At 69.5% G+C, this 25505-nt stretch carries 24 protein-coding genes and 1 riboswitch; of the genes, 9 read left to right on the forward strand and 15 right to left on the reverse strand.

The genetic code is table 11. The annotated features are described in order from the left end of the window. From J4573_RS56860 to J4573_RS46000, 6 genes are all read right to left on the reverse strand, one after another. Nucleotides 1-1401: ATP-binding protein (locus J4573_RS56860; protein ID WP_372443030.1), on the reverse strand; the 1401-nt coding region annotated here is incomplete at its 3' end. A 172-nt stretch (nucleotides 1402-1573) separates the two neighbouring features. Further along, nucleotides 1574-1810 carry a hypothetical protein gene (locus J4573_RS45980; RefSeq protein ID WP_208262716.1) on the reverse strand — a complete coding sequence of 79 codons (237 nt, stop codon included), beginning with the start codon at nucleotides 1808-1810 and terminating at the stop codon, nucleotides 1574-1576. A gap of 8 nt (nucleotides 1811-1818) precedes the next feature. After that, complete coding sequence (locus tag J4573_RS45985) at nucleotides 1819-2097, reverse strand: WhiB family transcriptional regulator (protein WP_208262841.1); 279 nt, start codon at nucleotides 2095-2097, stop codon at nucleotides 1819-1821. Nucleotides 2098-2219: 122 nt separating this feature from the next. Next, entirely contained in the window at nucleotides 2220-2486 is a 267-nt protein-coding gene (locus J4573_RS45990) for a hypothetical protein (RefSeq protein WP_208262717.1), read from the reverse strand. Nucleotides 2487-4712: 2226 nt separating this feature from the next. Next, the gene (locus J4573_RS45995; RefSeq protein WP_208262718.1) at nucleotides 4713-5312 is read right to left on the reverse strand and encodes an FMN reductase; all 600 of its coding nucleotides are present in this window, start codon (nucleotides 5310-5312) and stop codon (nucleotides 4713-4715) included. Beyond that, the gene (locus tag J4573_RS46000) at nucleotides 5309-6376 is read right to left on the reverse strand and encodes an LLM class flavin-dependent oxidoreductase (protein WP_208262719.1); all 1068 of its coding nucleotides are present in this window, start codon (nucleotides 6374-6376) and stop codon (nucleotides 5309-5311) included. The genes J4573_RS45995 and J4573_RS46000 overlap by 4 nt, the downstream gene beginning before the upstream one ends. Nucleotides 6377-6506: 130 nt before the next feature. Here J4573_RS46000 and J4573_RS46005 point away from each other — a divergent pair, with 130 nt between their 5' ends. The 3 genes from J4573_RS46005 (at nucleotide 6507) to J4573_RS46015 (ending at nucleotide 9186) form a co-directional block, all read left to right on the forward strand. Further along, nucleotides 6507-7433, forward strand: a complete 927-nt coding sequence (locus tag J4573_RS46005; RefSeq protein ID WP_208262720.1) for an FAD-dependent oxidoreductase — start codon at nucleotides 6507-6509, stop codon at nucleotides 7431-7433. A 252-nt stretch (nucleotides 7434-7685) separates the two neighbouring features. After that, nucleotides 7686-8192: a GNAT family N-acetyltransferase gene (locus J4573_RS46010; protein WP_208262721.1), complete on the forward strand. Its 507-nt coding sequence runs from the start codon at nucleotides 7686-7688 to the stop codon at nucleotides 8190-8192. Between the two features lie 58 nt (nucleotides 8193-8250). After that, nucleotides 8251-9186 (forward strand): hypothetical protein, encoded by a 936-nt coding sequence (locus J4573_RS46015; RefSeq protein WP_208262722.1) that lies wholly within the window; start codon nucleotides 8251-8253, stop codon nucleotides 9184-9186. Nucleotides 9187-9228: 42 nt separating this feature from the next. Here J4573_RS46015 and tesB read toward each other — a convergent pair whose 3' ends face one another. After that, a complete protein-coding gene (gene tesB / locus J4573_RS46020) occupies nucleotides 9229-10098 on the reverse strand; it encodes an acyl-CoA thioesterase II (RefSeq protein ID WP_208262723.1) in 870 nt (289 codons plus the stop codon). A 152-nt stretch (nucleotides 10099-10250) separates the two neighbouring features. Between tesB and J4573_RS46025 the strand changes: the two genes are divergently transcribed. Then, nucleotides 10251-10847 carry a hypothetical protein gene (locus J4573_RS46025; RefSeq protein ID WP_208262724.1) on the forward strand — a complete coding sequence of 199 codons (597 nt, stop codon included), beginning with the start codon at nucleotides 10251-10253 and terminating at the stop codon, nucleotides 10845-10847. A gap of 3 nt (nucleotides 10848-10850) precedes the next feature. On the opposite strand, the gene J4573_RS46030 is transcribed toward J4573_RS46025, so the two are convergent. Then, nucleotides 10851-12929, reverse strand: coding sequence for an ATP-dependent DNA helicase UvrD2 (locus J4573_RS46030; protein ID WP_208262725.1), 2079 nt, complete (start codon nucleotides 12927-12929; stop codon nucleotides 10851-10853). A 135-nt stretch (nucleotides 12930-13064) separates the two neighbouring features. Between J4573_RS46030 and J4573_RS46035 the strand changes: the two genes are divergently transcribed. Further along, a complete protein-coding gene (locus J4573_RS46035; RefSeq protein ID WP_208262726.1) occupies nucleotides 13065-13346 on the forward strand; it encodes a mycoredoxin in 282 nt (93 codons plus the stop codon). Between the two features lie 93 nt (nucleotides 13347-13439). Here the strand turns inward: J4573_RS46035 and nudC are convergent, their stop codons facing one another. The 6 genes from nudC to J4573_RS46065 all read right to left on the reverse strand — a co-directional run bounded on the left by nudC (nucleotide 13440) and on the right by J4573_RS46065 (nucleotide 20367). Beyond that, on the reverse strand, nucleotides 13440-14348 hold the full coding sequence (gene nudC, locus J4573_RS46040) for an NAD(+) diphosphatase (RefSeq protein WP_208262727.1): 909 nt from the start codon (nucleotides 14346-14348) through the stop codon (nucleotides 13440-13442). 32 nt (nucleotides 14349-14380) lie between these two features. Next, entirely contained in the window at nucleotides 14381-15760 is a 1380-nt protein-coding gene (locus J4573_RS46045; RefSeq protein WP_208262728.1) for a dipeptidase, read from the reverse strand. Between the two features lie 70 nt (nucleotides 15761-15830). Continuing rightward, nucleotides 15831-16880, reverse strand: coding sequence for a hypothetical protein (locus tag J4573_RS46050; RefSeq protein WP_208262729.1), 1050 nt, complete (start codon nucleotides 16878-16880; stop codon nucleotides 15831-15833). Continuing rightward, a complete protein-coding gene (locus J4573_RS46055) occupies nucleotides 16877-18163 on the reverse strand; it encodes an MFS transporter (protein WP_208262730.1) in 1287 nt (428 codons plus the stop codon). Before J4573_RS46055 ends, J4573_RS46050 begins: the two co-directional genes overlap by 4 nt. An 89-nt stretch (nucleotides 18164-18252) precedes the next feature. Continuing rightward, nucleotides 18253-19155 (reverse strand): alkaline phosphatase family protein, encoded by a 903-nt coding sequence (locus J4573_RS46060; protein ID WP_243774678.1) that lies wholly within the window; start codon nucleotides 19153-19155, stop codon nucleotides 18253-18255. A 45-nt stretch (nucleotides 19156-19200) separates the two neighbouring features. Then, on the reverse strand, nucleotides 19201-20367 hold the full coding sequence (locus J4573_RS46065; RefSeq protein WP_279575821.1) for a S8 family peptidase: 1167 nt from the start codon (nucleotides 20365-20367) through the stop codon (nucleotides 19201-19203). Nucleotides 20368-20604: 237 nt separating this feature from the next. Between J4573_RS46065 and J4573_RS46070 the strand changes: the two genes are divergently transcribed. Continuing rightward, a complete protein-coding gene (locus J4573_RS46070; RefSeq protein ID WP_208262732.1) occupies nucleotides 20605-21612 on the forward strand; it encodes a helix-turn-helix transcriptional regulator in 1008 nt (335 codons plus the stop codon). A 108-nt stretch (nucleotides 21613-21720) separates the two neighbouring features. After that, nucleotides 21721-22404, forward strand: a complete 684-nt coding sequence (locus J4573_RS46075) for a S1 family peptidase (RefSeq protein WP_208262733.1) — start codon at nucleotides 21721-21723, stop codon at nucleotides 22402-22404. Between the two features lie 333 nt (nucleotides 22405-22737). On the opposite strand, the gene J4573_RS46080 is transcribed toward J4573_RS46075, so the two are convergent. Beyond that, nucleotides 22738-23385, reverse strand: coding sequence for a GNAT family N-acetyltransferase (locus J4573_RS46080; protein ID WP_208262734.1), 648 nt, complete (start codon nucleotides 23383-23385; stop codon nucleotides 22738-22740). A gap of 6 nt (nucleotides 23386-23391) precedes the next feature. Next, nucleotides 23392-23493, reverse strand: a riboswitch (SAM riboswitch). A 74-nt stretch (nucleotides 23494-23567) separates the two neighbouring features. Here J4573_RS46080 and J4573_RS46085 point away from each other — a divergent pair. Both J4573_RS46085 and J4573_RS46090 read left to right on the forward strand, forming a co-directional pair. Then, complete coding sequence (locus J4573_RS46085) at nucleotides 23568-23855, forward strand: DUF4031 domain-containing protein (protein WP_208262735.1); 288 nt, start codon at nucleotides 23568-23570, stop codon at nucleotides 23853-23855. Between the two features lie 261 nt (nucleotides 23856-24116). Next, a complete protein-coding gene (locus J4573_RS46090) occupies nucleotides 24117-25379 on the forward strand; it encodes an HNH endonuclease signature motif containing protein (protein WP_208262736.1) in 1263 nt (420 codons plus the stop codon). Nucleotides 25380-25505: the final 126 nt, after the last annotated feature.

Here is a 25505-nt window from a genome sequence, read left to right on the forward strand (position 1 = left end):
GCCAACCCCGCCCGTTCCGCCAACCGTGCCGCCCCCGCTAGCCCCGCCTACTGCGTCAACCCCGCCGCCTCCACCAGCGTCTCCAGCCACGTCAACCCCACCAGCTCCGTCGACCCCGCCTGTTCCACCAGCTGCACCGACCCCGCTGGTCTCGTCTACTGCACCAGCCCCGCTGATCCCGCCTGCCGCGCCAGCGCTGCCAACCCCGCTAGCCCCGCCAGGCCCGCCAGCGCGGCCAACCCAGCCCGTTCCGCCAACGCCGTCGACATCACTAGCCCCGATAGCTCCGCCAAGCTCGCCTGTTCCGCAGGCCCCGCCGCCTCCTCCTGTTCCGCTGACCCTGCTAGCCCCGCCGCCCCTGACAGCCCCGCCGGCTCGGTCGACTTCGCCTGGCCCGCTGGCTCCACCAGCCTCACTCGCCTCACTGGTATCACCAGCCCCGCTAGCGCTGCCCGTTCCGCCAACCGCACCGACCCCACCAGCCCCGTTGACTTCGTCAGCGCCGTCGACCCCACTACCTCCACCGCTCACGCCGACCCCGTCAGCCCCGCCGAGACCGCTAGTCCCACCAGCTCTGCTGATCTCGCCGAACCCGCTAGCTGCGTCAGGCCTGCCAGCACCACCGAGCTCGCTGGTTCTGGCAGCCGCGCCGACCCCGCTGGCCTCGCCCGCCGCACCAGCACCGCTCGCCCCACCAGCGCCGCCGACCCTGCCTATTTCGCCAGCCGCGCCGCCGCCATCAGCACCGCCAGCCACTCCGGCTCCGCTGGCCCAACCAGCCCCACCAGGCTCATCCGCCCCGCCGACTCCACCAGCCCTGTGGACTCCGACAGCCCTGTGGACTCCGACAGCCCTGTGGACTCCGACAGTCGCGCCAGGACCGCCGACTTGACCCGGCCCGTCGGTTCGGCTGGGCTTGCGGCGCAAGATTCGGTCGACGGCGGCTCGTTGTGGCGCAGGCAAGGCAGCAAGGATCTCTTCGGGCAACGCGTGGAAGATCTCGGCGGCGAAGGCGTATGGGAGTCGTTCATCGGAGGCGGAGCCGACCACGAGGATGGCCGGTTCCTGGCCCCGGACCAGCTCGTTCAGCACGGTGCTCTTGCCGACGCCCGCCGGTCCGTTCAGCACGATCCGCCCGCCGCCCGCGGCCAGCAGCTCGCGTGCGGCGGCCAGCAACTCGGCACGGCCTACCGGCACCGCTACCTCCCTCACCGAGAGGCGATCGTAAGCACGCCGTCCGGAATCCGATAGAGGGAAACCCCTTGCAGAAAGGCACCGGAAAGCCGAGCGGGGCCCCGCGCATTGATGAGATGCGCGGGGCCCCGCTAGTTCGCGCGCCGGTTCCCGGTGGCGTATCCGCCGGCGCGCTTGCCTGACCGGGAGGCCACACCGCCAAACCATCCCTAGAAGGGCGGCACGGCCTGCGACCGGTCTGGCCGGATCCCGGCCGGTAGCACGGCCGAGACCCTTTCCAACGAAGTTTTGTAAGGAGGGGTCCCGCGGCCGGGGAGGGCCGCGGGACCCGGGGCTTTCATGTGCACGTCCAGGCCCCCGCTCCGGGACGTACCGCCCGCTATCGGGCGAGCAGGATGCGGCGCACGCGTGCGACCCGCACCTGGGCGTCGCGGCGAGCGCGCCGGCGGGCTCGCACCCGCGCGGCCAGCTCGATCGCCGCGAGCTCGTGTTCGAGGTCCCGTATTCGTTCCCGGGACAGTTCCTGGCTGAGCAAGGTCACGTCGTTCTCCTTGGTGGCCCGGGGGCGCAGCCCCTGTGCGGGGTCTGCGCGCCCCAGGTCATCGAGTGTCGGCACGGTCGTCATCAGACGGTCACTTCGTCCGGCCGCGGGTGCTTGCGCGGGCGGCCACGCGGCCGCTTGCGCGCGACGATCACACCGCGCACGAAGAGCTCCCCGCCCCAGACGCCCCAGGGCTCGGCGCGCTCGATGGCGCCGGCGAGGCAGGCCTTGCGGAGCGGGCACTCAAGGCACATGGCCTTGGCGAGCTCGACGTCGGCGGGAGCCTCGGCGAAGAAGAGCTCCGGGTTGGTCCGGCACGGAAGCGTGAGGTCCTCGTCGCTCACAGCGAGAGCCCCCTGCATCACAGTCACCCTGTTTCCTCTCGTTGGATCTCAACGGGTCGTGTCGGTGAGTTGTCTGGGCAAATAAGAAGGGCCGCGGATCCGGTTCTGGATCCGCGGCCCTGGGGGCTTGCCGTGTCTTGTTAGACCGGTCGCCTCCAGGGGAACGGACCCAGGTCGCCGCGCTTGACGGCGCCCACGTGGGCCGTGGCCGGAGCGTTGAGGTTCATGTCTTCAATGAAGACACTCCGCCCCTGCTCGTTCTGGAATCGCTGCACCTGGCACAGGTCGCGCAGCCTCGCCACGTCCCCATAGGACGTGCCGACGGGCTGCGGCTCCGCGCCGCCGGGCCAAGCCGTCGCTCCATCGAGCAGAACGCTCAACGGGGACAGGCCGGCGAGCTTCGACATGGCGGTCGAGGAGCTCAGGCGTGCGTCAGCCCAGAACGGCCCTGATTTCATGATCATTGTGCTCACCGGACTGCACACCACCTTTCTGGCTCCTCGGGGCCGGACCGCTGGATCAAGATCCACGGCTCGGCCGTTTGATTGCTCGCATAGAGCGTACGAGGATCTAGGTTTAATCGGCAAGGTATTTTTGACCTGCGGTTTTGTGGCCAGTTTCACCCGAACCGGACCACGTTCCGCAGCGTCAAACCTTGTGAGGTTCGACATGCCCTACCCCGTACGGCGAACGCCCGCGACGGCATCGCCATAGGCATCATCTCACGCGGTTTCTTCCCCCGGCAGGCCCAGTCTCAGCTGCTCATGGCAAGCGTGACCGCCGTATCGAGCACCCCCATCGCAGTCCCCACAGCAGACCCGATGGCCGCCCCCACCACCCCATGCAACAAGAACCGCCCCCGAACCCGCGCCTCCAAACGCCCATGCCGCCCCCTCCCCACACACCTGGCCCCACCCCGGCGCCGCCCGCCCAGACCAGCCCTGACCTCCAGCTCCCCACACGCGCCGGCACCGGCGGACGCCCGCCCAGGCACACCGGAGGCAACAGACGCCCGTCCAGGCGAGCGGGCTGAGTCCGAATCTCCAGGCACGCAGGCAGCCGCGCGCGGCTGGCCGAGCGCACCACCGGGGGCCTCCAGGTCCTCACGCACGCCAGCCGCAGCCACCGGCCACCCGGAGACGTGGGCAGCGTGCACCCCGGACGCATGAGCAACGTGCGGCCCGGACGCATGGGCAGCGTGCGGCCCTTCGGACACATCGACAGCGGCGTGCGGCCCCTCTGCCCGGCCAGATGCAGAGGAACGTCGGGGCGCGTCAGCGGGCTGTCGCCCGGACGTGTCGCCGGCGACCTCTAGGTCTCCAGGCGCATAGGCAGCCGAGCGCGGCCAGCCGGGGGCGCCAGCGGCGGCGTCCAACTCCTGGCGTACGCCGGTCACGCCTGGCGGCCACCCGGACGCATCGGCAACGGGTGCCCAGTTGGGCATGGATGCAGTTGCGCGCGGCCATTCAGGCGCACCAGCGGCGCCCGGCGAGCATCCAGAGATGGCGTCAGGCGCCTGCCCCGGAAAAGCGCTGGCCGCATCCAGGTCTTCGGGCGGGCGAGCAGCAGCAGCCGACCGTTCAGACGCACCAATCGCGGCAGCCACGCCGCCACACATGTCAGCCACAGACCGCGGCCATGCGGACCCATCCGCGGTGGCGGGCGACCGCTCCGGGTTGCCGCTGGCGGCGTCTGGATCTCCAGCCGCGCTGGAATCAGGACGCGGGCGTTCGCGGGACCCAGCGGCCGGGCTGGGCCGCCCTGCCGCGGCGGCGGGCCGGGACTGTCCTGGGGCAGCGGCGGCTGACCGTTCAGACGCGCCGGCCACCTCGCCGCCCGCACCAGCCGCGGGCGACGGCCATGCGGACGCATCGGCGACGGTGAGCGGCCGCTCCAATGTGCCGCTGGCGGCGTCTGGATCTCCAGGCGCGCTGGAATCAGGGCGCGGGCATTCGCGCGAGTCGGCGGCGAGGTGGAGCTGACCTGGCGCGGCGGCGGGGTGGAACTCTCCTGGCGCAGCGGCGGGGCGAGATTGTCCTGAGGCAGCGGCGTGCGGCAGTCCTGTGGTGCCCGGCGCCGCTCCAGCGGAGGCGTGGGGCGCTCCAGCGGAAGCTGGCGCCGCTCCGGCGGTGGCCGACGGCGCTCCGGTGGAGTTCGGCGCCACTCCGGCGGAGGCGTCCGGTGCTCCGGCGGCGGAGGGTGGGGTTCCAGGGGCGGAGGGCGGGGTTCCAGGGGCGGAGGGCGGCGTTCCGGCGGTGGACGGTGATTGTGCGGGAGTTGGCGGGTGGGGGCGCGGGGGTTGGGCCTGGGCGGGGGGACGGTCTGGGGTGGGAGGTTGAGGTTCTTGGGTGGCTGGTGGGTAGCGGGCGCGTAGGAGTCTGCGGAGTTCGGCTGGGGTGCGGGCTTCGACCAGGCGGTCGTTGGCGTAGCTCCACCAGGCGCCTGTGTATTCGCCGCGCCAGATCACGGCTTGGGTGAACAGGGCGCGGAGCTCGGTGAGGACGGCTTCTACATCCAGGTCTAGTTCGTCGAACGGCGTCATCTGGTCCTCCTGGTGGCGCCGGACCGTCAGGGGGTAGCGGTCCGATCACTCTCGGGAGTCAGCATGCACGCCGGGTCTGACGTTTTGCGGGTCAGTCGCCGGCCAGGAGGGTTTCGAACGGGATGGGGTCGGCGAAAGCGTCGCGTTCCTCGGTGATGGGGCGGCCCTTGATGAGGTCGGCCAGCTCGGCGCCGGCGCGGTCGATGCGTTCCACCAGGCCGTCGGCGGCCTCGCCGGGCGCACCCCAGTCCTCGGTGGCGGCGTACACGGCGGTGGGGACGGTGATCGAACGCAGGTAGGCGAACATCGGGCGCAGGGCGTGCTCCAGCGCGAGGGAGTGGCGGGCGGTGCCGCCGGTCGCGCCCATCAGGACCGGCTTGCCCGCGAGCGTTCCGGGCTCCAGGACGTCGAAGAACGTCTTGAACAGGCCGCTGTAGGAGGCGTTGAAGATCGGCGTGACCGCGATCAGGCCGTCGGCGGACGTGACCGCGTCGATGACCTTGCGGAGGCCGGAGGACGGGAAGCCGGTGAGGAGGTTGTTGGTCAGGTCGTGCGCGTGGTCGCGCAGGTTGACCACCTCGACGTCGGCATCGGCGAGGTTGCGTACGGCGGCGTCGGCGAGCCGGTCGGCCAGCAGGCGGGTCGACGACGGCTCGCGGAGGCCGGCGGAGATCACGGCGAGCTTGGTCACCTGGTCACCTTTCCGTGGGCCGGCGGGTCGGCGGGCACGTGCTCGGGGCGCAGCGACTCGAACTCCTTGCGCAGTACGGGCACGACCTCCTCGCCCAGCAGGTCGAGCTGCTCCAGAACGGTCTTGAGCGGCAGTCCGGCGTGGTCCACCAGGAACAGCTGCCGCTGGTAGTCACCGAAATGATCGCGGAATTGGAGGGTCCGGTCGATCACCTCCTGGGGGCTGCCCACGGTGAGCGGGGTCTCCTGGGTGAACTCCTCGAGCGACGGGCCGTGGCCGTAGACCGGCGCGTTGTCGAAGTACGGGCGGAACTCCTTGACGGCGTCCTGCGAGTTGCGGCGCATGAAGATCTGGCCGCCGAGTCCGACGATTGCCTGGTCGGCGCTGCCGTGGCCGTAGTGCTCGTACCGGCGCCGGTACAGCTCGATCAGCCGCTGGAAGTGCTCCTTCGGCCAGAAGATGTTGTTGGCGAAGAAACCGTCGCCGTAGTACGCGGCCTGCTCGGCGATCTCGGGGCTGCGGATCGAGCCGTGCCACACGAACGGCGGGTTGCCGTCCAGCGGGCGCGGCGTCGAGGTGAAGCCCTGGAGCGGCGTACGGAACTTGCCCTCCCAGTCGACGATGTCCTCGCGCCAAAGCCGGTGCAGCAGGTTGTAGTTCTCAATGGCCAGCGGGATGCCCTGGCGGATGTCCTGCCCGAACCACGGGTAGACGGGCCCGGTGTTGCCGCGCCCCATCATCAGGTCCACCCGGCCGTCGGCCAGGTGCTGGAGCATGGCGAAGTCCTCGGCGATCTTCACCGGGTCGTTGGTGGTGATCAGCGTCGTCGAGGTGGACAGCACGAGCCGCTCGGTGCGGGCGGCGATGTGGCCGAGCATGGTGGTCGGCGAGGACGGCACGAACGGCGGGTTGTGGTGCTCACCGGTCGCGAAGACGTCGAGCCCGACCTCCTCGGCCTTGAGCGCGATCTCGACCATGGCCTTGATCCGCTCGTGCTCGGTGGGCGTACGCCCGGTCGTGGGGTCGGGCGTCACGTCGCCGACGCTGAAGATCCCGAACTGCATCCCCGCCTCCAATTAGTAGAACGTTCAACTATATTAGCGGAACGACCCCCGCCCCCGAACTATTCCTGGGCGCCCCGGCTCCACCCGTACCCCCGTTGAAAAGCCGCGGTCACCGGCACATGATCAGCTTATGAGCCACGTGATCGTCGTCGGTGCCGGGGTCATCGGCCTCAGCTGCGCCGTCCGCCTGGCCGAGGCGGGCCACCGGGTCGAGGTCGTCACCCGCGAGAACCCGGCCGAAACGACCTCCTCGGTCTCGGCCGCCCTGTGGTTCCCCTACCTTGCGCTCCCCCGCGACCGCGTCACCGCCTGGTCGGCCGCCTCGTACGAGGAGTTCCTCCGTCTCCCACCCGAGTCCGGCGTACGGGTCCGCCAGGGCGCCGAGGTCCTGGCCGAGCCCTCCCCCGACCCGTGGTGGGCCTCCGCCGTCCCCTCGTTCGAGCGCCTCACCAAGATCCCGCCCGGCTACGCCGACGGCTGGACGTTCCCCGCGCCCGTGATCGACATGGGCGTCTACCTCCCGTACCTCATCACGCGCCTGAACGCCCTGGGCGGCACCCTCACCCAGCGCTCCCTCGACGCACTCCCCGACGCTCCCCTGCTCGTGAACTGCTCAGGTCTGGGAGCCGCCACCCTCGCCGACGACCCCTCGCTCACTCCGATCCGCGGCCAGATCATGGTCGTCGAGCAGGTCGGCCTGACCGACTGGTGGGTGGACGACACCGACGCCGAACGCCCCTGCTACGTCGTTCCCCGCCTGAACGACATCGTGATCGGCGGAACGGCCCAGCGCGGCGACTGGAACGATCGCGCCGACCCCGGCACCGCCCGCGAGATCCGTTCCCGCGCCGAGCGCCTGGTCCCCGAGCTCCGCGCCGCCCGAACGCTCCGCCACCGCGTCGGCCTGCGCCCGTCCCGCCCCTCCGTACGCCTGGAGACCGAGCACCGCCCCGGCGGAACCGTCGTCCACTGCTACGGCCACGGCGGCGCCGGCGTCACCCTCTCCTGGGGCTGCGCCGCCGAAGTCACCACCACGATCGCCCAGCTCACACCCTGACCAGCTCACACTTGACCAGCTCACACCCTGACCAGCTCACACCCTGACCAGCTCTCACCCTGATCAGCCCACACTTGACCAGCTCAGGCCCTCGCGGCCTGCACAATCCCGCTGACCGTCCCGACGCCCGCGCGGTCGTTACGTCCGTCATCGCCCTGCGCGCGGTGGCCGAACGCCGATAGGCTCTGCCATCTAGCAAGAGCCTCCACGCCTTCCGGCGGGAGGCTCTTTGTCGTTCCTGGAGGGAAGACCATGGGCGAGCTGTCCGTACGCGTTCCTACGCAAGCCGATCGCCCGGCGATGGAGCGGTTGTGGCTGATGTTCCAGCACGACATGTCGCAGTTCCGCCATGACCTGCCGTTCACCGACGGCTCGTTCCGTACCGAACGCCTGGAGGCCGCCTTCACAGACCCCGACCGCGTCGCCTACTTGGTCACGAGCGATGACCGCCCGGTGGCGTTCGCCATCGTGCGTGGACTGAACGAGCACCGCCGGGTGATGAACTCCTTCTTCGTGGTGCGCGGTCTACGCCGTTCAGGAGTAGGTCTTCACGCCGTGAGGGAGGTCGTGGCCCGGCATCCCGGCGCCTGGGAGATCGCCTTCCAGGGCGAGAACACCGGCGCCGTACAGTTCTGGCGCCACACGGCCGAGGCGATCGCCCCGGGCCGCTGGACGGAAGAACTGCGCGCCGTACCGACCCGCCCCGAACTGGCCCCCGACTCGTGGATCTCGTTCAGCACCGACGCCCGGAGCCGGTGAAGATCATTACGATGCGAAACATGACGATTCGGAACCTCGGCGCCGGGGCAGGCGTCCGATGCGGCTGAACCAGTTTCCTCCCGCCGACGGGTTCGTCTCGAACCTGCTTGGAATAGTCAACGACTATCCGACGTGCGATCCGGTGGACCTCCTGGGGACGGTCGCCGATACCCTCGCGGAGAGTCCCGATCCCAACGTCCGAGCGTCGCATGTCCTCGCGCTCTACTCGACCAGCTTCTGGGCCGCCTACCGGCTCCGCGACCAAGCGGTCTACGACTCGTTGATCGCCGCGATGGCGCTGGCCGACGAAACGATGGACACCTGTGAGGAGGACCATCCGGGCATCGCCGCACTCGACGACCTTGAGCGCATCGTGCGGTGGATCCCGGCGATCGAGGACCCCGAGGTGGCCACCGCCGCAGGACTCGCGGGCCGCGACGAGATCGCGCTGTTCTCCTGCCCGGCCTGGCTCCGGACGATGGCCCAGGAGGCCATGAGGGTGCTGCTGGCCGAGCGCCCGACCGAGTTCGGGATGCCGGACTTCAGCTTCCTGACGCCCGCGTACGTCGCCGATGGCACCTTGGACGTCATCGCGCTCACCGTCAACGCCGACTCCTTCCCTGAGGACCCGCCGTCGCAGGTCGCGAGCCTCTGGGCAGCCCAGAGGCTGCTCGGCGACGTTCCGCGGAGAGAGCTGTTGCCGTTGACGGCGGCGGTCTGCTCTTCCCTGGTCAGACAGGACGCGACCGCGCCGCCGGCCGTCCCGACCCACCTGCGGGAGGTGCTCGACCGGGTCGCGGCGGACTCGGCGTGCGCGCATGGCGAGCGCCACGACGCCGAGCCCGATGCCTGGATTGCGGGCGTCCAGTACCTGTACAAGCCGATGCACTTCGACGACGACAAGCCGGTAGACGAAGCGCTGTGGCACTGCCCCGGTCAGCGCGCCGCGATGATACGCACGGCGTTGCGGCTCAGCGCACCCCTCGAACGGTGAACTTGCCAGCGCCCTTCCGATCTGGGGGCGCATAGGTACTGGTCAGGAGTCAGAGTCGGTGACTCGGATGAGGCCTTCTTGCATGACGGAGACGACCAGGTCGCCCTCACGCGTGTAGACCTGCCCCCGCGCGAGCCCTCGGGCGCCGCCGGCGAAGGGGGTGTCCTGGTAGTAGAGGAGCCAGTCGTCGGCGCGGAAGGGCTTGTGGAACCACATGGCGTGGTCGAGGCTCGCGCCCATGGTGCGCTTGTCGCCCCAGGCCAGGCCGTGGTTGAGCAGGACGGTGTCCAGGAGCGTCATGTCCGAGGCGTACGTCATCAGGCAGACGTGCAGGAGCGGGTCGTCGGGGAGTTCGCCGTCGACCTTGAGCCAGACCTTGGACTCGGGGGTGGCCAGGGACGGGTCCTTGGCGGCCTCCCAGGTCAGCGGGGTGACGTGGCGGACGTCGAACGGGCGGCGGCTCACGAACTGCTCGGCGAAGCGTTCACCGAACAGGGGCGTCAGGCGGTCGACGGCCAGCGGGACCGACTCGGGGTCGGGGGCGTCGGGCATCGGGGCGTGGTGCGTCGGGCCCGGCTCCATGATCTGGAACGAGGCGGACAGGGTGAAGATCGCCTTGCCGTGCTGGATCGCCATGACGCGGCGGGTGGTGAAGGAACGGCCGTCGCGGACGCGGTCGACGGTGTAGACGATCGGCACCAGCGGGTCGCCGGGGCGGATGAAGTAGGCGTGCAGGGAGTGCACCGGGCGGTTCGGCGGCACCGTACGGCCCGCGGCGACGAGGGCCTGGCCCGCGACCTGGCCGCCGAACACCCGCTGCTGGCGGTCTTCGGGGCTGCGGCCCCGGAAGATGTCGTTCTCGATCTGCTCCAGATCGAGGATGTCCAGCAGTGCCTTCAGTGATTCCTTCACGGGCAGCAGTCTTGCAGGTCGCCCCGTGTGGCGGGCGTCTCACCCCGTGGGCCGATCAAATTCCCCCGTGCGGGTGATCGGGGCCCCTCGGCGGAGGGAGGCGGACGGGCCCGCGTCGTTGTGATCTTGAGGGAACCGATGGGAGTTTCCTCATGACATCTCTTGCGACGAGGCTGCACGGGCGGACGGCGGCGGGGGTGCCGCGCTGGGCCGTGTGGGCCGCCTACGCGGCCACGCTGACCACCCTGCCGTCGTGCGTCTGGCGGCTCGCGGCCGTCAATATCAATGCGCCGATGATGGAGCACACCGGGAACGGCCCGGCGGCATTCAGCGGCGGGTGGTGGTACGTGATCGGGCTCTGCGTGGTCAGCGAGACGCTGGCGTTCCTGGCGGTCGGGCTGGTCGCGCAGTGGGGCGAGGTGTGGCCGCGCTGGATCCCCGGCCTGCGCGGGCGGCGGGTGCCGGTGCTGGCGGCGGTGATCCCGGCCGGGCTCGGGTCGCTGGCGCTGTGGATCTTCCCGTACGCGCTGACCATGTTCGCGTTCGGCATGAAGATCAACGGCGAGCCCGGCGCGCTGATCCTGCACGGCTGGCAGGTCGCCGCCTTCTGGGTCGCCTACCTGCCCCTGGCCGCGTGGGGCCCGCTCCTCGGCGTCCTCACCGTCCACTACTACCGCCGCCGAACGACGATCCCGGGCGGTCGGGAGTCAGCGGTCGCGGGCGGTCGGGAGTCAGCGGTCGCGGGATAGGGCTCAGCGGTCGCGGGATAGGGCTAGGACCGCCTCGCCGTACTTGTCGAGCTTGACCTTGCCCACGCCAGGGATCTGGGCGAGCTCCTCGAGGGTGTCGGGGTCACGTTCGGCGATGGCCTGGAGGGTGGCGTCGGTGAAGACGACGTAGGCGGGGACGCGCTGCTCGGCGGAGATCTCCGTACGCCAGTCCTTGAGGGCCAGCAGCAGCCCCTCGTTCATCTCGACCGGGCAGTCCTCGCAGCGGCCAAGCTTGCGCTCGATCGCGGTCATCAGGGGGCGGCCGCAGACGCGGCACGGCTGCGGGCCCTGGCGGCCCTGGCGCTTGGTGCGCTCGACGCGGGCCGGGGTGGGGGTGGCGGTCTTGGGGGTCAGGCCGTCCAGGAAACGGGACGGGCGGCGGCTGCGGCGGCCGCCCGGGGAACGGGACAGCGCCCAGGACAGGCCGAGGTGCTCGCGGGCGCGGGTCACGCCCACGTAGAGGAGGCGGCGCTCCTCCTCGACCTGCTCGGGGGTGTCGGCGTAGATGATCGGGAGGGTGCCCTCGACCAGGCCGACGAGGAAGACGGCGTCCCACTCCAGGCCCTTGGCCGAGTGCAGGGAGGCGAGCGTGACGCCCTCGAGCGTCGGGGCGTGCTGGGCGGCGGCGCGTTCCTCCAGCTCGGCGACGAAGTCGGGCAGGCCGGCCTGCGGGTTGTCGGCGGCCATGTCCTCGGCGAGCTGGGCGAGCGCGGCCAGCGACTCCCACTTCTCGCGGGCGGCGCCGGTGCCCTCGGGGGCCTCCTCGGTGAACCCGGCGCCCGCGAGGACGTGGCGGACGGTCAGTATCAACCCCAGTCCGTCGGTCTCGGCGTCGGCCCCGGCACGGGCGGCACCGCGCAGGCGGACCACGGCCTCGCGCACGGCGGGGCGTTCGAAGAAGCGCTCGGCGCCGCGCAGCACGTACGGGACGCCGGCGGCGGCCAGGGCCGACTCGTAGGTCTCGGACTGGGCGTTGATCCGGTAGAGGACGGCGATCTCGCTGGCCAGAACGCCCTCGTCGAGGAGCTTGCGGGCGCGGCGGGCGACGTCGTCGGCCTCGGCGACCTCGTCGTCGTACTCGTGGAAGAGCGGCTCGGGGCCGTCGGCACGCTGGGCGACCAGCTCCAGCTTGTGGCGGCGGGAGGTCTCGCTGCGGGCCTGGTCGATGATGCCGTTGGCGAGGCGGACGACCTGCGGCGTGGAACGGTAGTCGCGAACCAGCTTGACGACCTTCGCGCCGGGGTGGTCGCGGGTGAAGTCGAGCAGGTGGTCGGGGCTGGCGCCGGTGAACGAGTAGATCGTCTGGTTGGGGTCACCGACCACGCACAGGTCGTCGCGGTCGCCCAGCCAGGCGTCCAGCAGCAGCCGCTGCAACGGGTTGACGTCCTGGAACTCGTCCACGACGAAGTAGCGGTACTGCTCGCGGACCTGCGCGGCGACCTCGCGATGGTCGGTCAGCACGGCGACCGTGAGCTCCAGCATCCCCTCGAAGTCGAGCAGGTTGCGCTCGCGGCGCAGCTGCTCGTACATCGCGTAGACGCGGGCGACGTCGACCACGTCGGTCGGCGGCTTGCGGCCCGACAGCTTGACCGCGGCCGCGTAGTCCTCGGGGCGGGTCTGGGTGACCTTGGCCCACTCGATCTCCGAGGCCAGGTCGCGCAGCTCGGTGCGGCCGTACGACAGCCGGCAGGTGCGGGCCGCGTCCGCGACCACGGGGATCTTGGACTCGAGGATCTTGGGCGGATCGCCGCCGATCACCTTGGGCCAGAAGTAGGACAGCTGGCGCAGGGCCGCGGCGTGGAACGTACGGGCCTGGACGCCCGGCGCGCCCAGCCCGCGCAGCCGCCCGCGCAGCTCGCCCGCCGCGCGGTTGGTGAACGTCACGGCCAGCACTCGCTGCGGCGAGACCACCCCGGTCAGCGTGGCGTACGCGATCCGGTGCGTGATCGCCCTGGTCTTGCCGGTCCCGGCGCCCGCCAGCACGCACACCGGCCCCTGCACGGCCTCCGCGACCGCCCGCTGCTCCGGGTCGAGCCCCTCCAGTACCCCCTCAGCCTGCATCCGGCCATCCTTGCATCAACCGCGGACGGAATCGGCCCGCGGCGGCACTTGTGGATAACCTCCGGAATGCGGTCCCCGCCGCGGCTGTTCTACTTAGCGCCACCCCGCCACACGACCAAGGGAGACGACGCGCAGATGGCGACGCCGACCACCGAGAAGGCTCCGACCGGCCAGCTCACCATGTACACGACGACCTGGTGCGGCTTCTGCCGCCGGTTGAAGAGCCAGCTGGCCCGCGACGGCATCCACATGGTCGAGATCGACATCGAGCGCGACCCCTCCGCCGCCGACTTCGTGATGAGCGTCAACGGCGGCAACCAGACCGTTCCCACGGTCGTCTACGAGGCCCCCGACGGCACCCGCACCGTCCGCACCAACCCCAGCGCCAAGGAAGTCAAGCGCATCATCGGCGCCTGAGATCGGGCGCTTGAACGATAGATAGAGCGAAGCCGACCCCGGCCTGCAGGCCGGCGGTCGGCCTTCTCATGTTGTCCCTGGAACGGCGAGTCCCTAGAACGGGGGCATGTTGGGGAGCTCGCCGCCGTACCAGCGCATGATCAGCTGGGCGGCGATCGACAGCGGGCCAGGGGCGACGATCTGGCCGGCCTCGATGGCCTCGGTGAGCTGGTCGCGGGTGTACCAGGCGGCGTCCAGGATCTCTTCGGGGTCGGGGCGCAGCTCCAGCGAGCCGTCCGCGCGGGCGAAGAAGCCGATCATGAGGCTCTGCGGCAGCGGCCAGGGCTGGCTGCCCAGGTAGCGGACGTCGCGGACGGCCAGGCCGACCTCCTCGTACACCTCGCGGGCGACGGCCTGCTCCAGGGACTCGCCCGGCTCCACGAAGCCCGCCAGGATCGAACGGCGGTCCTCGGGCCACTGCGGCCCGCGGGCCAGCAGGATCCGGCCGTCGTCGTCCTGAACGAGCATGATCACGGCAGGGTCGACCCGCGGGAACTGCTCGGTCCCGTCGTTCGGGCAGACCCGCACGTGGCCCGCCGAGGCGATCGTGCTGGCGGTGCCGCAGCGGGGGCAGAAGCCGTTGGTGGCGTGCCAGTGCTCCAGGGCCACGGCATGCGTGAGCAGGCCTGAGTCCAGGTCTTCCAGGAGGGCCCCTACCCGGCGAAGTCCCGCGGGCTGTGCGTCTTCTACGGCCGGGAGGGGCGCCGTCACAGCGAAGTAGGCGATGTCCTTGTCGTCGATGCCCAGGAAGTAGCGGTCCCCCTCGGGCGCCTCCTGCGGGGACACCAGGAACAGCTTCGGCCCGGGGTCGAAGCGGACGAGCGCCTGCCCGGACTCGACCACCAGGACCCGCGTGCTCTCGTCCGCCCAGGCCGCCTCCAGCCACGCCTCATCGCGCCGCTTGAGGGCCGCGCGGTCAAGAGTGCCGCGAGCCAGGGCCAGCCATTCCAAAGTGTCCGACAAGGGGGTCCTCCATGGAGATCGTCAACCCCACGTTAACGCAGCGCTCTGGCGAGCTCTTCCCACAGGTAGGCGGCCGATTCGGCACCCTTGAGCAGGAGGGGCATCTCGACCTTTTCATTCGGGGCGTGGATCCGGTCGTCGTTCAGGCCTACTGCCATGAAGACCAGGGGTGCCTCCAGGATGTCGGCCAGATCGGCCTCGGGGCCGCTGCCGCCCTCGCGGGTGAAGAGCACCTCCTTGCCGAACGCCTTTTCCATCGCGCGCCGGGCCGCCCGTACTCCCACGGAGTCGATCGGCGAGAAGCAGGGACGTACCCCGCCGCCCGTCTGGACCTGGGCGCGAAGGCCCGGGGGTGTGTGCTCCTGTACGAAGACCCGGATCTGCTCCTGCACTTTCAGGGGTTCCTGCCCTGCCACAAGGCGGAACGAGAGCTTGGCATGGGCTTCCTTGGGAACGATGGTCTTGCCCCCTGGGCCGGTGTGGCCGCCCCACATGCCGTTCACCTCGGCGGTGGGACGCGCCCAGACCCGCTCCAGCGTGGTGAAGCCCTTCTCGCCGGACGCGGCGCCGCTGTTGCCCGCGGTGCGCAGCCAGGTCTCCTCGTCGAACGGCAGCCTGGCGAACAGCTCCCGCTCCTCGTCCGTTAGCGGAACGACGTCGTCATAGAAGCCCGGCAGCATGACCCGCCCGTCGGCGTCGTGCAGGGCGCCCAGGAGTTCGGTCATCGCGTGCAGGGGGTTCGGCACGGCACCGCCGAACGAACCCGAGTGCAGGTCGGTGTCCGCCCCGAACATCGTGATCTCGGCCTCGGTGAGGCCGCGCATGCCCGTGCACATGGAAGGCACGTCCGCGGCCCACATCGTGGTGTCGCTGATGACCACGGTGTCGCAGGCAAGCCGTTCCCTACGCGTGCGAAGCAGTTCGGCGAAGTGGACCGAACCCGACTCCTCCTCGCCCTCGACCAGCATCTTGATGGTGACCGGAGGGGCCGTGGCCCCGGAAGCGGCCAGCCCGGCCCGGATTCCCAGGGCGTGGAAGAAAATCTGGCCCTTGTCGTCGGAGGCGCCCCGCCCGTAGAGGCGGTCGCCCTTCTCGGTGGGGGTGAACGGGTCGGTGTCCCACTCGCTCAGCGGCTCGACCGGCTGAACGTCGTGATGCCCGTACACCAGCACGACAGGGGCATCGGCATCGGCGGCAGGCCATTCCGCGAAGACCGAGGGCAATCCGGCCGTCTCCCAGACCTCCACCGTCGGGAAGCCCTGGTCCCGCAGGTAGGCGGCGAGCCACTCCGCCGAGCGCCGCACGTCCCCGGAGTGCTCCGGGTCCCCTGAGATCGAGGGGATCGCCAGCCACTCCTTCAGGTCCGCGAAGAACCGCCCCTTGTTGGCCTCGATGTAGGCAGGCACGTCCACGCGCATTACTCCGATCCAGACGCCGTTGGTGAATCGACGTCAAATCTTCGCGCATGACCCGGGCAGTCCCCTAATCGGACATCGGCGCGGTGCCGAGGGGAGCGGGTGATTCGGCATCAGGTACGAGGACACGCGGCGCCCCGGTTCCGTCCGCTGGAACGGCCCAGACGTCGGCATGCTCACGCCCCCGGCGGAGTGCATACGCGACCGTATGGGCGTCCAGCCAGGCGGCCTGGTCGTCCACCGAACGGGTCTCGGCGAGCGGTATGACCTGGCTGACCTGGCCAATCTGGCTGACCCGGCCTGAGGCAAGGGTGAGCACCGACAGCCGCCAGCCGTGGCGCGGGTTGCCGTCCTTGGCCGCCTTGAACGCGATGCGCTTCCCATCAGGAGCAAGGGAAGGGCATTCGACGTTCTCCGCGAGAGTGCGCAGGCTGCGAGTCGCCAGGTCGCCCTGGATCAGGTAGCGGTGGCCACCCGTGGACATGGTGGCGTAGAAGAACCGGTCATCGGCAGCGAACGTGACGCCCCAGAAGTTGAGATCCTTGGCCTTGTAGGGCTTTCCGGCGACCGCCGCCGCCCAGTCTTCGAGCGTAGGGACCAGCGTTTGGGAACGCGTGTCGAGGATGCCGACGCGGGTGGAGAAGCGCCCGCCGTTGTAGGAGTCGCCGGTGACGAAGACCGTCCAGGCCACCAGATGGCCGCTGGGCGAGACGCGGGCGCGGTTGGGGATGCCGACCAGGGGGATCTCCCGGCGCACCCGCAGGCCGCTGTCGAGAACGGCGAGCTGGTAGGTGGTCAGGTCGCCGTCGAGACGCAGGCAGATGCCGGTGCCCGCCGCCGCGTACAGGCGTTCGCACCGCACGCGCGAGATCACGCGCCGCCCGCCGGAAGCGGAGACGGAGATCAGATTCCCGCGACTGTCATCGGCGGTGCTCCGAGCGACCAGGCCCGTTCGGGCGGCCAGCGACACCGAGCCGCCGCCCGCGCTTACCGCCGGTACGGATGAACGCGCCGCATTGATCGACAGGCCCGCGGCACCCGCGAGCACCACGAACCCGACCGCCGCACCGACCGTACGAACCCGATCACGCCTGGGCGAAACAGCGCGGGCGATCATCGAGCATCCCCCGGCTGCTGCGCACGCCCGGGCAGGACGACGACCGTCACGATGATCGTCACCGCGACCGCGACGGCGGCCGCCGCGCCCGCTCTGCTGACGCCCCAGTTCGCCCAGGCGAGCCCGAACGCGATCGACGAGGCGAGGTAGGCGACGGCCTGGACGGTCTGGACGCACGCCAGCCCGGTGGTACGCAGGTGCCGGGGCAGGACGGGCCCCGCGAGCGCCATCAGCACTCCGTCGGTAGCCGCGTAGAACGTGCCGTACAGCCCGAGGATGACGCACGCCGCCGGAAGTCCTCGGAAGGGTGTGATGAGGAGTAGGTAGACGGCGGCCAGCAACCCGTACCCCGTCAGGAGCATCGCCTTGCGGCCGACCCGATCGGCCAACGCGCCCAGGGGCCCGGCCAGGAGCAGGTAGGCGAGGTTCGTACCGACCGCGAAGAGCGGGAACCATCCCGCGGCGAAGTCCTGGCGTCGCATGAGGATGAGGTAGACGAAGCCGTCCCCCACCGTGCTGAGGCCGAGCAGCCCCGCCGCATAGAGCAGGCGCCGCAACGAACGATCGCGCAACAGCCCGGCCGCGGCGCGCGGCGTTACCTCTAGCGCCCTCCCGGGCTTAACGTCACGCGGGCGAACGCTCTCCCGGGTGAACACCACCAAGGCCAGCACACCTGCGACAGCGATCCAGAAGCTGGTCAGGAAAAGCGAGTGGAATGCCGCCTGGGAGGTCGTTCCCACCAGAGTCAGGATGCCCAGGGCGACCAGCGGGCCCGCGAACGCCCCCGCGCTGTCCATGGCCCGATGGATCCCGAAAGCCCTCCCAAGCAGGGGCTCCGGGGTGGATTCGGTGATGAGTGCATCGCGCGGAGCGGTTCGCAGCCCCTTCCCCGCCCTATCGGCGACGATGACCGCGCCTAGGCCCGTCACCGACGTACCGGCCCCGATAAGACCCAGCTTTGCCACGGCCGACAGCCCGTAGCCGGTCGCCGCGACCGCCTTGCGCCGCCGCAACCGGTCGGCCAGGAAGCCCCCGACCAGACGCAACGGGACGGTCGCGCCTGAGTAGAGGCCGTCCACCACCCCATACGCGGCCGGGCTGAGATGCAGGACGAGAACGAAGTAGAGGGGCAGGACCGCGGTGACCATCTCCGCGGACACGTCGGTGAGCAGGCTGACGGAGCCGAGGGCCACGACGGTGCCACCGACCCTGGTGAACCCGATCCTCAGGGGACCGCGTTCCGGCTTCCGGTCGATCGTGGACAGATACACGGCTGGTCCCATCTCCTGATGGTTCGAATGATGGTTCGAAGTGGATGGTCGGCCGGTGCCCGGCGCCGTCGGCAGGCACCGGCCGACCTGCTAGGGAGGACTCAGCCGGTGGTCCAGGCGTCGCTGATGGGCGACTTGTCCTTGGCGCTGCCGAGGGCGGGCAGGCCGTACATGTCCTCCAGCGTGCGCAGCACGTTGTAGTGGTTGACCTGCGTGCTGGACTGGTAGCCCGCCTTCACGCGCGCGCCCACGAAGACGGTGTGGATCTGGTTGACGGAGGTGAAGTCGTCCTCGTCGAAGGTCGTGATGAGCAGGCTGTTATGCGTCTTGGCCCACTGGGCGTACGAGTCGAGATGCTTCTTCACCCAGCCGTCACCCGTCCCGATGCTGCAGTCGTGCATGTCGTCGCACATGTCCGGGATGACGAACGAGACGGTCGGCAGCTTGCTGAAGTCGCTCGGGAAGGACGAGTACGGCACGTTGTAGGCCGACCCGCTCACCGTGGGGAAGTCCGCCCAGGGAGCGTGCTTGCGCCGGTAGCGGCCGCTCTTACAGCCCGTGTAGCCGGCGCTGGGGAGCGCCTCGGAGTAGCCCTTGAACGTCTTGCCCGCGTCCAGGAGCTGCTGGCCGAGGTTGCCCGTCTTGAAGTTCTTCGGGCAGTCGTCGTTGCTGACACCCTGCTGCGACCCGGAGAACAAGGCGATGTAGTTCGGCTGGCTGGGGTGGGTGACGCCGAACGAACTGGTGAACAGCGCGCCCTGCGAGGCCAGCTGGTTCAGGTACGGGGCGCTGGAGCTGCCCTTGATGGACGAGTAGTTCTTGTTCTCGAACATCACGATGATGACGTGGTCGAACGCGGGCACGTTCGCCGCGCGGGCAGCCGCAGGGGCGGCATCAGCGGACGTCGACTGGTAGGCCGACGACGTGCCGATCGTCAGGGCGGCCGCCGCCAGTCCTGCCATGGCCGGCAGGCCGATCAGGCGGGCGATGCGGGGTAGTCGCATGATGCGTTCTCCTTCTCGTTCCTCTGGGGGGTGGAGGGATGAGGTTCAGCTGCCGCCGGTGAACAGCAGCCGGTTGGGGGTCCCGCTGCCCGCGTCCTTGACCTTGCTCTTGGTCGCGGCGCCGGTCAGCGCGTTCTGTACGTCGGCGGGGGTGGCCGTGGGGTGCGCCGCGAGCCAGAGCGCGGCGGCGCCGGTCACGTGCGGGGCGGCCATCGACGTCCCGGAGATCGTGTTGGTGGCCGTGTCGCCGCTGTTCCAGGCGGACTTGATGGACGTTCCGGGCGCGAACAGGTCGGTGCACGAGCCGTAGTTCGAGTCGGAGCGGCGGGCGTCGCTCGAGGTGGCGTTGTTGACCACGAGCGCCTCGCCGATGCGGCCGGGCGAGTTCCCGCAGGCGTCGCGGTCGTCGTTGCCGGACGAGACGACCCAGGTGACACCGGACGCGATGGACTTGCGGATCGCCGCGTCCTCGCTCGAGTTCGCCGGCCCGTTGATGCTCATGTTGACCACGGCGGGCTTGGCGGCGTGCGCGGTGATCCAGTCGGCCGCGGCGATGATGGACGAGGCGCTCCCCCGGCCGTTGCAGTTCAGGACGCGGACCGCGACGAGCTTGACGGCCTTGGCGACCCCGTAGTCCTTACCGCCGACCGTTCCCGCGACGTGCGTGCCGTGCCCCGCGCAGTCCTGCCCGTTCCGGCCGTCGCCGACCTCGTCCGCGCCGATGCTCGCGCGCCCACCGAACTGGGTGTGCGTCGTGCGCAGGCCGGTGTCGACCAGGTAGGCCGTCACGTTCCCGGCAGTGGTGGAGTAGCTGTAGCTGCTGTCCAGCGGCAGATCGCGCTGGTCGATGCGGTCCAGTCCCCAGGACGGCGGATTGGGCTGCTCGGTGTTGGCGTGGACCCCGGTGGAGGCTTGGACCTCGGTGTCCTTCTCGACGTACGCCACGGACGGATCGGCGGCGATCGCGGCGGCCTGGCCGGGCGTCATCCGCCCGGCGTAACCCTTGAGCGCCGTGCCGTAGCTGCGCTGAACGCTGCCGCCGTACGCACGCGTGAGGCGTACGGCGTCGCTCCGCACCGCGGCCGCCTGCATTCGCCGGTCCTTGAAGACCACGATGTAACTCGTGTAACTCGGCTGAATCAGGGATTGGTAGGACTGGGAGGATTGAACGGGCCGGGTCGCGGCATGGGAAATCGCTGCCGGAATTGCCATCGCGGCCACCGATGCACAGGTAATGGCGGCGGCCAATGGAAGGCGTACTTGGGCTCTTGTCGGATGCACGAGAACTCCAGGGAGAGGGGGTTTGGGGGGCGCCCTGGTTCTGGCCTGTGCATGGTGTACCGCGTTCACGATCTGAGCGGTGTCCCGGATTCGCCAATGGCGTGAATGGGCGGACGCCGGGCGGTAGCATCGGGGCGTTCTTCTGCCTCAGCGCGGAGGGGGAGACCGGTGTCCGACCTGGACTTGATGTCGCACCTCAGTGCCTTGGGCGTGCCCCCTGTCGCGGCCCGGGCCTTCCAAGTGCTCCTGCACACCAATGCCCACTCCGTTCAGGAGCTGGCCGAGCACCTACATTGCGACGTCGAGGACACTCGCCGTGCAATAGACCAGCTCGTGGACCTGGGCCTGGCCGTCTCCCATGACGGCGGCCAGTGCGCGGTCCCGCCCGCCGAGCCCGACATCGCGCTGCAGCACCTGGTGAGCGCCAGGTCCGCGGAGCTGTTGCACGCCCACACCGCGGCCATCAACGCCTACCGCGACCATCGCCGTACGACCGGCCTGCAACGCACCGACGACCTGGTGGAAGTCGTCACCGGCCCCCAGATCAAAGAGCGCATCCGGCAGCTGGAGCGCTCCGTCGAGTCCCAGGTCGCGCGCTTCGACTCCCCGCCGTTCCACATGCACGGCGGGATGCAGGGCGGCATGCACGGCGGCCCCAACCCGACCGAGCTGGACAACCTGGAGCGCGGCGTGGAATACCGCGTCGTGTACGCCAGCGCCTCGGTCAGCAGTCCCGACTACTACGCGCTCAACGTCCAGCCCTGCATTTCCGCCGGCGAGGACGCCCGCGTACTGCCCACACTTCCCGTGAAACTCACCATCTTCGACCAGCGCGTCGCCCTGGTGTCCATGTCGGCGGTCGAAGTCGAGCAGAACGGTTCGCTCCTGCTCGTCTACCAGTCCAGCCTGCTCTCGGCCCTGCTCGGCCTCTTCGAGTCGTGCTGGCGCGCCGCGTTCCCCATGCACCTCGGCACCCAGGCGCCACCAGTCCTACGCCCCGTCCAGCGGCAGATCCTGGAATTGCTCGGAACCGGCGTCCCCGACGACACCATCGCGCAACTCCTCAAGATCAGCCGCCGTACCCTCTCGCGCAACCTGGAACAGCTTTACCTGCTGACCGGCGCCGCCACCCGCTTCCAACTCGCATTGCACGCATCGCGCAAGGGCTGGATCTGACTTCACCGCCGGGTGACCAATTCTCGCCAATGGCGATCGTGTGCAACCGATCGCCCTATCCCGGCTCTACCTTCAGGGCGCTCCCTCCACCCCGACAAAGGAGCCCCCATGACGATCCGGCAAACAGCCACCGTCCTAGGCACCGCACTGGCCATCACCACTGGATTCAGCGTCCCCGCGTTCGCCTCGCCCGCCGGTCCCCCGATCATCGGCGGCCACACCGTCACCGACGCACCCTGGGCCGCCTCCGTCTACCAGAGCGGCAACTTCGCCTGCTCCGGAACGATCATCGCTCCCACCTGGGTCCTGACCGCCAAGCACTGCACCAAGAGCAACAGCATCACCGCCCGCGTAGGCAGCCCCTATCGCTCTCGCGCCACCGAAATCCGCGTCAGCCAGGTCAAGGTGTCCCCCAACAGCGACCTGGCCCTGCTCCAGCTCGAAAAGCCCTTCCAGACAACCTACTCACAGCTGGCCGACGCCGACCCGGCCGCCAACTCCACCAACCAGATCTGCGGCTGGGGCCGTACCAGCTACAACGGCTCCGCCTCCGACCAGCTCAAGTGCGCCGACGTCCGCGTCACCTCCACCACCTGCACCGACAACGACGGCGCCCGCGCCCTGTGCAGCACCAAGGGCACCGGCAACGCCTGGAAGGGCGACTCCGGCGGCCCCGAGTTCTTCAACAACCACCAGGTAGGCGTCGCCTCCACCGCCGACGGCCGCTCCAAGCAGACCTACGCCAGCGTCACCGTCAGCCGCTCCTGGATCCGCTCCACCGCCGGCGTCTGACCCACCCCCTCTCATTCAGGCCTCCTCCCTAGGCCGCACCGACCCCATCCGGGGATCGCGGGGCGGCGGGCCACCGCTGGGCCCGCCGCCCCGCACCTTCCGACAACCCGCGCACCTTCCGACAACCCCAGCACCTTCCAGCAACCCGCGCACCTTCCGACAACCCCAGCACCTTCCAGCAACCCGCGCACCTTCCAGCAGCCCGCGCACCTTCCGACAGCCCGCGCACCTTCCAGCAACCCCCGCACCTTCCAGCAACCCGTGAACCGGTCGCGATGTTCGATGCTTACGGCTTCCAGCGGACTCGGCAGTTGGGCAAGACCCGCTGGGTGGTCACGAGGTTCGTGGACGCGCAGTAGCCGCCGCGCCACCCCCGCCGAGCCGTTCGGCCAAGGCGGCCTTGACCGCCCTCCACTCGGCAGCGACCACCGAGAACATCGCCGAGTCCCTGAGTCGGCCTTCCTCGCCTGGAGCCCACGACGGAGACCAACTCCGCAAGATGCCCTCGAAGGTGGCGCCCAGTGCGTGGATCGCGTTCCTCGACCGTTCATTGCGCGCATCGGTCTTCAGATCGACCCGCGCCACGTTCAGCGTCTCGAACGCATACGTCATCAGCAGCAGCTTCGCCTCGGCGTTGATGCCCGACCCCTGCGCGGACGCGCCCAGCCACGTAAAGCCGATCTCCACGGCCCGCAGGTCCTTACGGCCAGGCCAGGCGCGCGGATCCCAGAACGCCGTACAGCCGACCGCTCGGCCGTCCACCTTCCTGACCTGGGCGAACGGGACGAGTCCTTGATCGATGCGTGTGAACTGGGCTCTCAGGTAGCCCGGGACCTCGTCGGCGCGGGGAACGAGAGTGAAGGCGTAGCTGCTCCGGTCTTCCTCGGCCGCGATGGCCAGGTCATCGGTGTGGTCGTACGACAGCGGCTCAAGCCTGACCAGCGAACCGTCCAGGGCAGGCACATCGAACCAGGGGCGCATGAAGACTCCTCATCGTTCCTGGCATTGGCACCTTGCCTCGGCGGAGTTCGCCTAGGCAGGTTGCCGGACCGTCGACGGGCCAGGTCCCTCAGGTCCTCTGGATGAACGGCCACGATCATGGTCTGCGGGCGCCGTGATCGTCAATCCCCTTTCGGGTCGGCCCGGCACGTAGGCTCAGTGTCGTGATCCTGATCGATCCCCCCTTGTGGCCCGCCCGTGGACGGGTCTGGTCGCACATGGTCAGCGACATCTCTTTCGAGGAGCTGCACGCTTTCGCGCCGGTCGTCGGACTGTCGATGCGCGCCTTCGAACGCGACCACTACGACGTTCCCTCGGAACTTTATGAGCGCGCCGTGACTCTTGGCGCTGAGGCTGTGGGGTGTCAGGAGCTTCTTCGTCGTCTTACGGATGCTGGATTGCGGCGTCGTAAGGTCGTTCGGGCTCGTCGTGGAACTGGGCCCGCCTTTTAAGTTCGGCTCTTTGCGGCATCGGTCACCCCTTCCGCTCTGGCTGGTGCCCGTCTGCGGGTTGGTGCTGGCTAAAGGCCGAAAAGCTCAGCGACGAGGAAGGAAGGGGCGGGGCCGGGGGCTGGGTTGTTCGAGTGCGGGTCTCACGGGGTTGAGCTACAAGCTTTGATAGCCGCGCTTCGCGCGGGAAGGCGCCATCGAAAGAATCTTCGAATATTTCTGTTCGATCATGAAAATGGCGAAGAGTGATGGTAAAATAACGGTATGAGTTCGATCGTGGCGGGCCCCGAATCCGCTTCCACCCAGCAACTGGTGGAAGCGGCGTCCGTCATATTCTCCGAACTCGCCGATAGGGCTGCGCCCGAGTCCGGCACGGCCTGCATGGAATTGGCTGAAGCACTCTCCACGGTCACCGATCAGGCCGAGCACGTGCTGGCCGGGCTGATCGCCGTGGTCGACCGGACCGGCGAGATGAAGCACTGGGGCCTGCCCTCCACCCAAGCGTGGCTGCGGTGCCGGATGGGCATGCGCGAAGGCCGCGCCAAGGAGCGCATCACCTTGGCCCGGCAACTTCACCGGCTCGGCCGCGTCGACAAGGGCCTGGCCGCTGGTGAGTTGTCGTTCGGTTACGCGGCCACCATTGCTGACGCTGTGCAGCGTCTCAATGACGATGACACCGCTGCTGCCGAGGACATCCTCCTGACTGCGGCTGGTGAGGGTTTGTCGGCGGGGAAGGTCGCCAAGCTGGGTGGGAAGATCCATGACCTGGTGCGTGAGCACAACGGTGAGGAGAAGCCTCCCGAGGATGTGCAGCGGGGTTATGAGCGTTCGTGGGTGACGGTGAGCCGGTCGCTGGATGGGGGCTGCTATCTGAAGGGGTGGCTCAACCCTGAGGACACCGCGATCCTGGACGGCACGCTGGCTCCGTTGGCCAAGCCCGCCGGGGTCGATGACCGGCGTGATCTGGGTGAGCGGACCGCCGCTGCTCTCACTTCCGTGCTCGCCGGTGGCCACGGAGCCACCCGCGTGACCGTCATCGCTGACCTGGAGACGCTGGCCGGTGCCGACACCCCCGGGCGGCTCCGGGACGGCACCCCGATCCCCGCCGAGCAGGTCCGCCGGTTGGCGTTGACCGCCGGTGTTTCACCCTTGATCTTCGGTCGCGGACACGTGCCCCTGTATCTGGGACACACCGTTCGGATCGCCAGCGCTGGCCAACGCCGGGCACTGGAGACCCTGTATGACACCTGCGCGGTGCACGGCTGTGAAGTCCCGGGTTTCCTGTGCGAAGTCGACCACGTCGACGGCTGGGCACTGGGAAGCCCCACCGACATCGACAAACTCACTCTGTGCTGCGGCTGGCACAACCGCTGGAAACACACCAACCCCCAGCAGATACAGATCAGCAAAACCGACGGCCGGTACATCTACCGGACGCTGGCGCCCGACGGGATCGCACGAGCGCGAAGATCGACCCCCGAACCAGGCGCCAACCCCTGGCATCACGATCAATCCCTAGCCGCCTGACCAAGGCCCGGAGGCACCACGCTCCGGGCCTACAGGCACGAACGCCAACCCAACCACCCACCACCCCCCGCGCGAAGCGCGCCCAAAGATCTAACCCCAGCCCCGTGAGACCCGCACCCGAACAAC

This window comes from Actinomadura barringtoniae (assembly GCF_017573505.1).
Taxonomy (GTDB): domain Bacteria; phylum Actinomycetota; class Actinomycetes; order Streptosporangiales; family Streptosporangiaceae; genus Spirillospora; species Spirillospora barringtoniae.

Coding starts and splice junctions, on each gene's coding strand:
- J4573_RS46035 (WP_208262726.1), top strand. CDS start 13,065: ATGGCGACGCCGACCACCGAGAAGGCTCCGACCGGCCAGCTCACCATG.
- J4573_RS46050 (WP_208262729.1), bottom strand. CDS start 16,880: ATGATCGCCCGCGCTGTTTCGCCCAGGCGTGATCGGGTTCGTACGGTC.
- J4573_RS46000 (WP_208262719.1), bottom strand. CDS start 6,376: ATGCAGTTCGGGATCTTCAGCGTCGGCGACGTGACGCCCGACCCCACG.
- J4573_RS46065 (WP_279575821.1), bottom strand. CDS start 20,367: ATGGCAATTCCGGCAGCGATTTCCCATGCCGCGACCCGGCCCGTTCAA.
- J4573_RS46010 (WP_208262721.1), top strand. CDS start 7,686: ATGGGCGAGCTGTCCGTACGCGTTCCTACGCAAGCCGATCGCCCGGCG.
- J4573_RS46015 (WP_208262722.1), top strand. CDS start 8,251: ATGCGGCTGAACCAGTTTCCTCCCGCCGACGGGTTCGTCTCGAACCTG.
- J4573_RS46005 (WP_208262720.1), top strand. CDS start 6,507: ATGAGCCACGTGATCGTCGTCGGTGCCGGGGTCATCGGCCTCAGCTGC.
- J4573_RS45990 (WP_208262717.1), bottom strand. CDS start 2,486: ATGTCGAAGCTCGCCGGCCTGTCCCCGTTGAGCGTTCTGCTCGATGGA.
- J4573_RS45985 (WP_208262841.1), bottom strand. CDS start 2,097: ATGCAGGGGGCTCTCGCTGTGAGCGACGAGGACCTCACGCTTCCGTGC.
- J4573_RS46090 (WP_208262736.1), top strand. CDS start 24,117: ATGAGTTCGATCGTGGCGGGCCCCGAATCCGCTTCCACCCAGCAACTG.
- J4573_RS46075 (WP_208262733.1), top strand. CDS start 21,721: ATGACGATCCGGCAAACAGCCACCGTCCTAGGCACCGCACTGGCCATC.
- J4573_RS46055 (WP_208262730.1), bottom strand. CDS start 18,163: ATGGGACCAGCCGTGTATCTGTCCACGATCGACCGGAAGCCGGAACGC.
- J4573_RS46080 (WP_208262734.1), bottom strand. CDS start 23,385: ATGCGCCCCTGGTTCGATGTGCCTGCCCTGGACGGTTCGCTGGTCAGG.
- J4573_RS46060 (WP_243774678.1), bottom strand. CDS start 19,155: ATGCGACTACCCCGCATCGCCCGCCTGATCGGCCTGCCGGCCATGGCA.
- J4573_RS46030 (WP_208262725.1), bottom strand. CDS start 12,929: ATGCAGGCTGAGGGGGTACTGGAGGGGCTCGACCCGGAGCAGCGGGCG.
- J4573_RS46025 (WP_208262724.1), top strand. CDS start 10,251: ATGACATCTCTTGCGACGAGGCTGCACGGGCGGACGGCGGCGGGGGTG.